Origin of the sequence: [Clostridium] symbiosum ATCC 14940 (assembly GCF_000466485.1) — a bacterium.
Taxonomy (GTDB): Bacteria; Bacillota; Clostridia; order Lachnospirales; family Lachnospiraceae; genus Otoolea; species Otoolea symbiosa.
Map to the genome: position 1 here is coordinate 1 of NZ_KE992999.1, position 11,842 is coordinate 11,842.

The 11,842-nt window shown below is 45.6% G+C and carries 11 protein-coding genes; all 11 read left to right on the forward strand.

Annotated features, from left to right (window positions below; genetic code table 11):
- Positions 1-199: 199 nt before the first annotated feature.
- The 11 genes from CLOSYM_RS17550 to CLOSYM_RS17600 all read left to right on the forward strand — a co-directional run bounded on the left by CLOSYM_RS17550 (position 200) and on the right by CLOSYM_RS17600 (position 11,808).
- Positions 200-1,300, forward strand: coding sequence for a TRAP transporter substrate-binding protein (locus CLOSYM_RS17550; protein WP_009296382.1), 1,101 nt, complete (start codon positions 200-202; stop codon positions 1,298-1,300).
- 33 nt (positions 1,301-1,333) lie between these two features.
- Positions 1,334-1,846, forward strand: coding sequence for a TRAP transporter small permease (locus CLOSYM_RS17555; protein WP_021643146.1), 513 nt, complete (start codon positions 1,334-1,336; stop codon positions 1,844-1,846).
- Complete coding sequence (locus tag CLOSYM_RS17560; RefSeq protein WP_003499732.1) at positions 1,843-3,120, forward strand: TRAP transporter large permease; 1,278 nt, start codon at positions 1,843-1,845, stop codon at positions 3,118-3,120. Before CLOSYM_RS17555 ends, CLOSYM_RS17560 begins: the two co-directional genes overlap by 4 nt.
- A gap of 38 nt (positions 3,121-3,158) precedes the next feature.
- The gene (locus tag CLOSYM_RS17565; RefSeq protein WP_021643148.1) at positions 3,159-4,388 is read left to right on the forward strand and encodes a nickel pincer cofactor-dependent isomerase, group 22; all 1,230 of its coding nucleotides are present in this window, start codon (positions 3,159-3,161) and stop codon (positions 4,386-4,388) included.
- A gap of 191 nt (positions 4,389-4,579) precedes the next feature.
- A complete protein-coding gene (locus CLOSYM_RS17570; protein ID WP_003499734.1) occupies positions 4,580-5,422 on the forward strand; it encodes a tyrosine-type recombinase/integrase in 843 nt (280 codons plus the stop codon).
- Positions 5,423-5,899: 477 nt separating this feature from the next.
- Positions 5,900-6,631, forward strand: coding sequence for a CpsB/CapC family capsule biosynthesis tyrosine phosphatase (locus CLOSYM_RS17575; protein ID WP_021643149.1), 732 nt, complete (start codon positions 5,900-5,902; stop codon positions 6,629-6,631).
- A gap of 110 nt (positions 6,632-6,741) precedes the next feature.
- Positions 6,742-7,563 carry a YveK family protein gene (locus CLOSYM_RS17580; protein WP_021643150.1) on the forward strand — a complete coding sequence of 274 codons (822 nt, stop codon included), beginning with the start codon at positions 6,742-6,744 and terminating at the stop codon, positions 7,561-7,563.
- A gap of 50 nt (positions 7,564-7,613) precedes the next feature.
- Positions 7,614-8,336, forward strand: coding sequence for a CpsD/CapB family tyrosine-protein kinase (locus CLOSYM_RS17585; RefSeq protein ID WP_044902778.1), 723 nt, complete (start codon positions 7,614-7,616; stop codon positions 8,334-8,336).
- Positions 8,337-8,401: 65 nt separating this feature from the next.
- Complete coding sequence (locus CLOSYM_RS17590; RefSeq protein WP_021643152.1) at positions 8,402-9,466, forward strand: LCP family protein; 1,065 nt, start codon at positions 8,402-8,404, stop codon at positions 9,464-9,466.
- Between the two features lie 111 nt (positions 9,467-9,577).
- Entirely contained in the window at positions 9,578-10,135 is a 558-nt protein-coding gene (locus CLOSYM_RS17595) for a hypothetical protein (RefSeq protein WP_021643153.1), read from the forward strand.
- A 269-nt stretch (positions 10,136-10,404) separates the two neighbouring features.
- The gene (locus tag CLOSYM_RS17600) at positions 10,405-11,808 is read left to right on the forward strand and encodes an exopolysaccharide biosynthesis polyprenyl glycosylphosphotransferase (protein WP_044902779.1); all 1,404 of its coding nucleotides are present in this window, start codon (positions 10,405-10,407) and stop codon (positions 11,806-11,808) included.
- The last annotated feature ends 34 nt before the right edge of the window (positions 11,809-11,842 follow it).

Below are 11,842 nucleotides of genomic sequence, written 5' to 3' on the forward strand. Positions count from 1 at the left end.
ACACGGTGCTGGTGACGGCGGCGGTAGCAATGGAGATTCCGATGGTGCATAAGGTGGATCCGGAATTTTTCAGTGAAATTAAGGACGGGGATTTCGTACATATGGATGCGACAAACGGAGTGATTACCGTCAAGAGCTGAGCTTAACTGACAAACGGATACGAATAATACAGAGTGAAATTCCAGAAGGAGGATAAAATATGAAACGTAGTGTTAAAGCGGCAGCAGCGATTTTAACGGCAGTCAGTATGGTTACAGGTCTGACGGCATGTGGTTCTTCAGGCAGCGCTTCAGGCACACCGGCCGCCCAGTCCGAACCGAAAAGCGATACATCACAGAACCCGGCATCAGGAGGTTCGGAATATACGGGAGAATCTTACCAGATCAGCCTCGGCCATATCTGTTCGGAGAGCCATTCCCTGCATAAATGCTGCCTCGCATTTAAGGAGGAGGTCGAATCGAAATCGGGCGGGAAGATTACGGTTGAAATCCATCCGAACAGCGAGCTGGGTGGGGATGAAGCCATGCTGGAATCCGTAGCGCTGGGAACATTGACCATGGTCGTACCGTCGGCAAACCTGCTGAGCGCTTACGTAGACGGTTTCCAGGTGCTGGGAATGCCTTACCTCTTTGACACCCCGGAACACGCCTTTGCCGCCATGGACGGGGATCTTGGAACAATCCTGAATAAAAAGCTGGAAGACGGCAATGTGGGGCTTTTAAATCTTGGATATAACTTTAACGGTATCAGGAATATGACCAACAACAAACGCCCGATTAAGACTCCCGACGATCTGAAGGGACTGAAAATGCGCTGCATGAGCAATCAGGTATACATAAAGATGTTTGAAGCCCTTGGGGCAAATGCAACTCCTATGAGCTGGAGCGAACTATTTACAGCGCTTCAGCAGGGAACGGTAGACGGGGAGGAAAACCCGGCATCCCTGATTTACGAAGCAAAATTCCAGGAAGTACAGAAATATATCAGTACAACGGAACATATTTATGATTTCTGCGGTATTGTCATCAACAGAAATTTCTATGAGGGCATGGATGAGCAGGCCAGAAAGATTCTGGACGATGCAGTACAGACAAAGCTCATCGACGAACAGCGTTCCATGGAATTAGATAATAACGACGAATATCTTAAAAAGCTGCAGGAGGAAGGAATGGAGCTGACCGAGCTTACGGCAGAAGAGCGCAAGGCATTTGCGGATAAGGTGGCTCCAATGTATGAGAACTGGGAAACCACATATGGCCAGGACATCGTAGACGCGGTTGAGAAATACAGAGCGCAGTAGTGTCTCCGTTTTATTTGTGAAAGGAAGCGCATTATGAAGAAACTCATATACTTCTACAATCAGCTGGAGGCGCATCTTCTGGTTTGCAGTCTGATTTTTACCGTAATCCTCGTCTTTTTCCAGGTTATTCTGAGATATGTGTTCAGTTCCTCACTGTCCTGGTCGGAAGAACTGGCAAGATACATATTTATCTGGCAGATTTGGCTTGGAACAAGTGTTGCCCAAAAAGATAATTCCCATGTCAGGATCGAGGCTCTGGGCGGTTCGGAAGAAAGCAGGAGAAAGACTATGCTCCGCATAGCCGCCGACGTCATCTGGCTGGCCTTCTGTCTCCTTCTTGTAAAATACGGTTTTGAACTGGTGGCATCGATTTATACGCGCGGTCTTATTTCAGCGGCTATGAGAATGCCGATGTATCTTGTATACCTTAGTCTTCCTGTCAGCCAGCTTGCAGTGTCTCTTCGTATTATCGGAGAATTATGGCGGACGGTAAAAGAGTATAGAAACGGCGCCGCAGAGCCTGTGGAAGGAGGCGGGGAAGCTTGAATATAGCTGTATTATTTGGTTCTTTTATACTGATGATGGCATTGTCGGTGCCTGTCGGATATGCAATTGGTATTGCAACATTTATTACGCTTAGTTGTTTTTCCAATATTCCGGTGGCGCTTATCACGCAGAACGCCATTACCGGCTGTGACTCCTTTCCTCTGATGGCAATCCCGTTTTTTATGCTGGCCGGAAATCTGATGAGCAGCGGCGGAATTGCAAAGAGGATTGTAGATTTTGCCGATACGCTCTTAGGCTGGATACAGGGAGGGCTGTGTATTGTTACAACGATAGCATGTATGTTTTTTGCCGCCATTTCCGGTTCCGCGATGGCGACAACATCCGCAATCGGAGGTTTCATGATTCCGGAAATGGAGAAGCGCGGTTACAGCCGGCCGTTCAGCGCGGCCCTGGCCGCTTCGGCCGGAACCATCGGCGTTATTATTCCTCCCAGTATTCCCTTTGTTATCTACGCCGTTGTTGTGGGAGAGTCCATCAGTGATTTGTTCATGGCTGGTATTGTACCGGGCATACTGATGGGTGTGGTTTTGATTATTGTGTCCGTATTCCGCACCGGCGGAGAAAATGTAAGCAAAGGTGAAAGGCCGACATTTAAGAAGGTTTGGGTGTCTTTTAAGGGAGCTTTCTGGGCACTTTTGACACCGGTAATCATTCTGGGCGGAATCTATTCCGGTATTTTTACGCCGACGGAGTCAGCGGTTGTGGCCGTTGTATACTGCTTTGTTGTCAGCGTGTTTATTTACCGGGAAATCGATTTGAAGGGAGTATACGATTCATTTTACAGAAGTATCAGCGTCAATGGCATGACGACATTTATGGTAGGATTATCAATGGCCTTTGCCGCCTATCTGACAATGGAACGGATTCCGCACAAAATTGCAGCCGCCATGCTGAGCGTTACGGATAACAGGATTGTCCTGCTTCTGTTAATCAACGTTTTCCTGTTGTTTATCGGATGTCTTATCGATAATATCCCGGCTACGATAATTCTTTCGCCGATTCTGCTGCCGGTGGTAACTCAGATAGGAATGTCTCCGATTACCTTCGGTGTTATGCTTACGATGAACCTTGCCATCGGCTTTGTCACACCTCCATACGGTATCAATCTGTTTGTGGCTGCCGGTATCTCGGGGGAACCGATGACGCGGCTGATAAAACCGATGCTGTTTTTCATCGGAGGACTCCTGATAGCGCTTGGCCTGACCACATTCTGTGAGCCGGTGACACTTGGCCTTTTGGGACTTATGAAATAAATGGATATTAGAAAATGTGTTAGACAGGAGGTAGGAAAATGCCTTTGATGCTGGAAGAGGATTATCAGATAAGTCTGCCGTCCATGCACCGGGTCAGACAGAAATTTGACAGACCCAGAGTGGAAGATCCGGAGGGGAGAATCCGTTCGGAATTTGCAAAAGAAGAAATCTCCGGAAAAATACGAAAAGGGCAGCGTGTGGCAGTTGCCGTGGGAAGCCGCGGAATCAGGAATCTGGCTTTCATTGTACATAGCATTATCGGTGAGATAAAACGATGCGGCGGCGAGCCGTTTATCGTTTCCGCCATGGGGAGCCATGGCGGAGGAACCGAGGAGGGACAAAAGGAAATCCTGACCGGGTACGGCATCACGGAAGAGGCTATGGGTGTTCCCGTGGTCACAAGCCTGGATGTGGTGGAGATTGGAAAGTTAAAAAGCGGCACGAAGGTATATTTTGACAAAGCGGCATTCGAAGCAGATTTGGTAGTTCCGGTCAACCGGGTCAAAATCCATACTGATTTTGTTGCGGATATCCAGAGCGGACTGTGCAAGATGCTGGTGATCGGTCTTGGAAACCATGTGGGATGCACCTCGATTCATGAGGAGAGTTTCGACCATTTTGGGGAAGTGCTGAAAGAAGCGGCTGCCATGATTATGCAGTCGGCCAATATTGGATTCGGCGTTGCGGTACTGGAAAACGCTTATGATGAGACGGCATGGATAGAGGCCGTTCCGGCTGAAACCATGATAGAGCGCGAGAAGCAGCTTGTGAAGATAGCGGCGGGAAATATGCCGACGCTGATGATACCGGAAATAGATGTCCTGATAGTTGAAAAAATAGGAAAAGATATTTCCGGCTGCGGATACGATCCGAATATTTTGGGCAAAAGCTTTCTGCTCAAAGAATTTATCCTGCCGGTACCAAAGATTGATAAGATGGTACTTCTCGATCTCTCGGAGGAGACTCACGGAAACGGCGTGGGACTTGGGATATTCGACATAACGACAAGGAAAGTATTTGACCAGCTGGATTATGAGTCAATCTATGCCAATGGAATTGCCGTCAAGGATTTAGATGACTGCAAGATTCCGGTGATAGCCAGAGACGAGGATGAAGCGGTGAAAATTGCCGTGAAAGTGCTGCGGGGAGCCAATAAAGAGCGGCTTAAGATTGTCAGGATTGAGAGTACGCTCCGGCTCGAATATATCGAGGTTTCAGAAGCTTTGCTGCCGTTAATTGAAGCAGATGAGCGACTGGAGCTGGTTTAAACGGTTACAGGTTATATTTGAATAAAATATTGCATGGCAGGCCTTCTGTGATCCCCTCACAGGAGGTCTGCTGTGTTTTAGGGAAAAAGAATATATGGAAAAAATTACCATAATAAATACTGCGTTATCTATTAAAATATACTCCAATTAATGATAATATAGATGAAAAATCATACTAAAGGAGAACAATTATGACGACTTATGTGATAACTGCTGAAATGGAAATATTATTTGGGGAATATTTGGAACAGGACGAAAAAAGCAAGAATACGATAGAAAAATACCGTCGCGATCTCAGAAAATTCGTCGAATATATTGACGGTGAAGAGGTGACAAAAGAGCTGGTCATAGGTTTTAAAGAATATCTGGTTGAGCATTACGCGGTGAACAGCGTAAATTCGATTATTGCCTCCCTGAACCGATTTATGCAGTTTGCGGGGTGGCAGGAATTCAGAGTCAAGCAGCTGAAAAAACAGCGGCAGGTATACTGTCCGGAAGAAAAGGAACTGACAAAACAGGAGTATTTCGAATTGATTCGGACAGCCAAACGGGAAGGGAAAGAAAAGATTGGTTTGATTATCCAGACTATCGGAAGTACGGGGATCCGTATCAGTGAACTGCCAAGCATCACAGTACAGGCTGTTAAGAACGGTGTGGCACAGGTGGACTGCAAAGGGAAAAACCGACAGGTCCTTTTGCCGCGAAAGCTTCTGGTGAAATTAATGCATTATATAAGGAAAGAACACATACAATGCGGACCCATTTTTATAACCAAACAGGGGAATCCGTTAGATCGGAGCAACATCTGGAAAGAAATGAAAAAAATCTGCCGCCTGGCCGGCGTAAATGAAAAAAAGGTATTTCCCCATAACCTCAGACACCTGTTTGCCTATTCCTTTTATCAGATGGAAAAGGATATTGCCAAACTGGCGGATTTACTGGGACACAGTAATATTAATACGACGAGGATTTATATTGTCTCTTCGGGAGTTGAACATAGGAAACAGATTGAAAAGATGAACTTGTTATTATGATGGTACAACATAATAGTGATTATGTTGTATAAATCCGACATTAAATTGATCTGTACGGTTAAATATAATATTAACAAAAATTAATAAAAAATTTATAATTTTGACCTTCGACTATTATAGCAGTAAAGATTGGAAAATTCAATGTTTTCTTATATAAACTTATCCTGTTTTGTATAATTTTGTCTATTTCTAAATCCTGGCGATGCCGATAATCTTTAGAAGAATCACAGAAAACAATTGTAAAATTACATTTCTGATATTCTAGTGAAGAACTGCCATTCTATATGGTAAATTTTTTCATCTATATATAAAAAAATTAATAATCTTTATTCTATATTGGGTTTTCATAAAAATACACATATAAGTTTCAAATTATTAAAAGTCAATCGGCATATACCAACTCTAATTAAGCAAAAATACAACATAATCACTATTATGTTGTATTCAAGCTTAGACACCACAGTTGGAGATTGCTAAATGTTACTGGATAAAGGAATTATCGATGTTCATGCCCATATACTGCCTGGGGTAGACGATGGATGCAGGTATATCGGAGAAACGATAGAATTATTGAAACTGGCATATGAGCAAGGAGTCAGCGGAGTAATCGCAACACCGCATTATGTGCGCGGACATAACCGGGCGGACGCAGACAGGCTGAGAGAGAAGATGCAGCTTCTTCGGGAGAAAGCCGCTGAGGCTTTACCGGAAATGAAGCTTTATCAGGGGCAGGAGATCCTGTATTTCGACGGAGTTACGGAAAAACTGGCTTCAGGCGAAATATTAACTCTGGGAGAGACAAGATATGTTCTGGTTGAGTTTATGACGGGAGTGCCCTACAATGAAATATTTTTGGCAGTACGTTCTCTGATTCTGTCCGGATACTTTCCAGTTCTGGCTCATATCGAGCGCTATCAATGTTTGAGGAAGAGCGAAGCCATAGATGAACTTATTCATGCGGGAGCATATATGCAGATGAATTACAGGTGTCTGAGCAGACTGAAAGGTTTATCCGAGCGGAACTGGTGCAGAAAACAGGTTCTGGAGGGCAGAATTCATTTGCTGGGTACGGATATGCACCGCCTTGATTACCGGCCGCCGGAACTGGCAAAGTCCCTGGAATGGCTGAAAAAAAGAGGAGGGGAGGAGCTGGCGGAGAAATTGACGATGGAAAATCCTTCCGCAATTCTGGCAGGAGATAGCTTATAGAAAATAATTAATTTAAAGCTGGAAAGAACATAGACAGACAGCAGAATCTTACATGTTTCTGACAGATAAAAACACAAAAAGACAATAAGGATAAAGAGGATTATAAGAGTATGGAAAAAGTTTACCAGGATGATGATGAAATCGAGATTGACCTCAGAGAGCTTCTCTTTGAGATGAAGAAGAAAATATGGTTTATTATTGCCGGACTGCTGATCGGCGCGGCAATTACCGGGGCTTACAGCAAATTCCTGATTACACCCCAGTATAAGTCGGAGGCAAAGCTTTATGTGCTTTCCAAAGAGACAACCCTGACTTCCCTGGCAGATTTGCAGATTGGAAGCCAGCTGACACAGGATTATAAGATTCTTGTCGGCAGCAGACCCGTCCTTCAGGGAGTCGTTGACCATATGAAGCTGGATATGACTTACAGGAAACTTGAGAAAAAGCTGACGATTGATAATCCGAATAACACGCGAATTCTTACCCTGACGATAAAGGACCCGAATCCGTATCTGGCCAAATCCATTGTTGACGAGGTTGCCAATACCGCCTCCGATTACATTGGTGAGATTATGGAAATGGTACCGCCGAAACTGATTGAGGACGGAGAGGTCGCGTCTGAAAAGGCAAGCCCCAATGTTCTGAAGAATACAATAATCGGCGGAATTCTTGGTCTGCTGCTTGTTTGCGGTATTATTGTTGTCAGAGTGATTCTGAATGATACGGTTAAATCCGAGGAGGATGTAAGCAAATATCTGGATCTTCCGGTGCTTGCAGTAATTCCTAAGAAAGACGGAAATGAAGACAGAAAAAAGGGCCAGGGAAAACTGAAAAAATCCCGCAGCACCGGCAGGGGCGCTAAGGCGCCGGAGAAAGGGGCCGGTACCAGACAAAAGAGCGGCGCTGACAGAAAAGGAAGGGGAGAGAACTGATGCATGATGAAATCGTAATTGAAGATTTGATTAGCCCTGATGAGAGAGGCATGGGTGAACTGGTATTAAAGGGATTTGAAGTCAATGACTATCAATATGAGGAAGCCATGAAGACACTCAGAACCAACATCCAGTTTTCAGGAAGCAATATCCATGCCGTTATGTTTACCAGCTCTGTTCCTAATGAGGGGAAAAGTGAGACAACATTCCAGTTGGCGGCTTCCATGGCCCAGCTGGGAAAGAAGGTGCTGTTGATTGACTCGGATATCAGAAAGTCGGTATTAGTTTCCCGGTATCATCTGGAGCATCAGGTGGATGGGCTGTCTCAGTATCTGAGCGGCCAGTGTAAAAAAGAAGAGGTTGTTTACCGGACGAATATTCCAAATCTCAATATTATATTTTCAGGTCCGTTTTCTCCAAATCCGGCAGAGCTTTTTGAGGGAGAACTATTCACTAAACTGATTGCCTGGGCCAGGGAGTGTTATGACTACATATTGATTGATTCACCTCCAATGGGGAGTGTGATCGACGGAGCCGTGATTTCGCGCCACTGTGACGGGGCCATACTAGTTATCGAGAGCGGAGCAATCAGCTACCGGCTGCTTCAGAAAGTAAAAAACCAGCTGGAGAAAAGCGGGTGCCGGATACTTGGAACCGTGCTTAATAAAGTGGATATCAAGCAGGGCAGTTATTATTACTATGGCAAATACGGCAAATATTATGGTTACGGCCATGAGAATGCGAAGCAGGGGAAAGAAGCGAAGGTTTTGTAATGTCGATAGTGATATTAGTTTGATATATCAGTTGTGAAGTCAAGAAATAGTGTAGGGGAGCAGCCATGGTTAACAAGAGAAATCAAAACAGAAATCAAGATAAGCTGGTACATAACAAACTGTTTTTGGCTGTTGTTGCTTTATGCCTCCTATTTGCCATAATCTGGTTTGTAAGATTTAGCTACGGCCTCTACACCGATAAGAAGCAGGCGGAGGCAAATCTTTCTGAAGGGCAGGAACTTAATTTGGCGTCGGGCAAAACGCAGGATGGGTTTATAGAACTGGACGGGAAATTGTACCGCAGGAATACGGCGATCCGTGCAATTCTCTGCATTGGCGTGGATACCCAGGGGGAACTGGAATCCTACCAGGCATCCGGCGTGGCCGGGCAGGCGGACGGACTGTTTCTTGTAGCCCAGGATATGGCCAGGGATACGGTCCGGATTCTGATGATACCCAGGGATACGATGACGGAGATTACGCTGTTTGACTTGATGGGGAACGAACTGGGAAAGGATACACAGCACCTGACGTTGGCTTTTGCTTACGGTGATGGAAAAGAAAAAAGCTGTGAGCTTTTGCAGGAGGCGGTTTCCAATCTGCTGTTTGACCTGAAGATAGATGGTTATCTGGCTACAAACATCAGCTCCATTGCACTTCTGAATGATGAAGTGGGGGGCGTGACGGTTACGATACAGGACGAGGGGCTGGACAGCAGAGATCCGGTTCTGACAAAAGGCAGTACGGTCCGTCTCAATGGAAAGCAGGCGGAGATATTTGTCCGTTACCGGGATATTACTAAAGCTCAGACAGCCATCGGCCGTATGGATCGCCAGAAACATTATATGGAAGCATACTTGAAACAGGTAAAAGAGGAAGCCAGAACAGATAAAACATTGATTACCCGTCTTGTTAAGGATATCGAGGAACATATGGTCACCAACATGGCCAAAGACCAATATATGGATATGGGGCTGGCAGTTTTGAGCAGCCAGCAGCAAATAGGGCAGGGAGATTTCCTGACTGTGCCCGGTGAGGCCGTTGAGACAGAACGTTTTGACGAATATCATCCCGATAAAGAAACTCTGAAGAGAATGGTGGTTGAGCTGTTTTACAAGGAAGTAAAGTAGCTGCTTTATATCGGGAAAGCAGTACTTTTGGCAGACTAAGGCGACAATAATTAGCAGCCGAAAGACCGCTATTTATTGATAAATATTATTTAGAAAGGAGTAGTGAAGGACATGAAAAAGAGATATGTAGGCCTGCTGATTGCAGCAGCACTGATGGCACAGCCTCTGACTGCTTATGCAGCCGGAAGTGTTAGTTCCAGACCGTCTCATGACAACAGCAGCAGCCGTAGCGAGTCTCTGAAGACTGGAAAGCTGGAGCAGAGTGCAGCACCGGTTGCCAACAGTGGAGGCGCTGCCGCAAGTGGTTCTGTGTCATTTGCCACAGACAACAATGCTCTTCGTGAGGCAGGATTATCCTGGGATTTGATTGATAAGATTAATACAATCAACGCAGGAACCGAGGCTCTGTACCGTACAATCGGAACAACCAACATGGTTGGTTACGTTCCGTTAGCACCGGTTCAGACGGCTCTGGCCGGAGACGGCGTAAGCTTGAACCTCTACGTGCCGAACCTGATTGAAGGACTGAACGATGTTCAGATTCTGTATTATAATCAGACAACAAAGGCATGGGAGCTGATGGCGCCAAGCAGCATCAATTATTCAACGAAAGAAGTTTCCGTGAACCTGAGCGGAACAACTCCATTTACGATTGTTTATAAGAAGTAAGATTTAGTTTGAGCTAATCAGCTGTATTTGGAGAGTGTCCCTTGTCCCCCTGGAGAATAACCCGGGGGGAGAATGGGGGATTAGGTTGAAAATGTTGAGAGAGATGAAGAAAAGTGAGCGTTGAGAACATTTGATTTATACGACGGGTTACATTAGTTGAATGGATTGGGTGTTTTAGGGTGGGCGGAACAATATCTGGTCGGGAGAAAGCTTTGCTAGACTTTGAAAAGGAAAATATTTGGCTTAAAAAAATCAAGGGGGAGAGTGCTGTGAAAAGGTTTAGGCATGATCTTGCACTGAGAATTGTGAAAATACTGGATGCAGTAATGATCACAATACCGTTTGCGATTTGCTGGTACTGGTACTATTCAGAACGAACTGCGTCTCTTTATCATGCAAAAGGAGATCTGCTGATTATTTTTATCTATTTTGCCCTGTATATTATTATAGGGCGTGTCTATGACGGATTTCTGATGTCGATGCAGCGAATCTCAGAGATCATATACAGCCAGAGTCTGGCGTTTGCAGTGTGCGACGGCATTTTATACATAATAATCTGGCTGCTCAGCAAGCATCTGCCCAATATCTTGCCGGGACTGATGGCCTTCTGCGGGCAAATATTGTTGGCGGCGGTGTGGGCATATCTGGCCAATCACTGGTATTTCCGGACCTTTCCGCCCTGCACTACGGCGGTCATCTACGGTCGGCACAGTCAGATGACGAAACTGATTGATGAATACGGTATGAATAAAAAATATGATGTGAAGAAAACGGTCAGCGCAGCGGAATGCATTGTCCACATTGAAATGCTGGCAGATATAGAAACGGTGTTTCTAAGCGGTGTACATAGCCATGAACGGAATGTGATTTTAAAATATTGCATTGCCAGGGGTATCACGGTTTATGTGGTTCCCTGTATTGGAGATGTGATCATGAGCGGCGCAAATCCCATGCATATGTTTCATCTGCCCCTTCTACAGGTGAAACGCTATATGGCGCAGCCGGAATATCTGTTCTTAAAACGAGCGATGGACATCTTCCTTTCACTGGCGGCACTAGTGATTGCAAGTCCTGTCATGCTTGCAACGGCGATTGCCATTAAAGCGGAGGATGGCGGACCGGTTTTATATAAACAGGTGAGGCTGACAAAAAACGCCCGGCCTTTTGAGATAGTGAAATTCAGGAGCATGCAGCCTGATGCGGAAAAAGACGGAGTGGCCCGGCTCTCCACCGGTGAAAAGGATGACCGCATTACGTTCGTGGGACGTGTTATCCGTAAGTACCGGATTGATGAACTGCCGCAGTTATTTAATATTCTGGAAGGCTCCTTAAGCATTGTCGGCCCGCGCCCGGAACGTCCGGAGATAGCGGCGCAGTATTGTGAGCTTCTCCCGGAATTTGAACTGAGACTGCAGGCAAAGGCGGGCCTGACCGGGTACGCACAGGTGTATGGAAAATATAACACTATCCCCTATGATAAGCTGCAGATGGATTTGATGTATATCGCCCATCCGAGTCTGATAGAGGATATGAAGATAGTATTGGCAACTGTGAAAATATTGTTCAAACCGGAGAGTACGGAAGGCGTGGCGGAAGGACAAGCTACGGCGGCAAGGTTGGAAATGGCAGCTGCGACGGACAGTGAAAATACTGTTCAGGCGAGAGGTATCTAAGAGGTATTAGCTAGTCAAATGCTATGTGATGGGG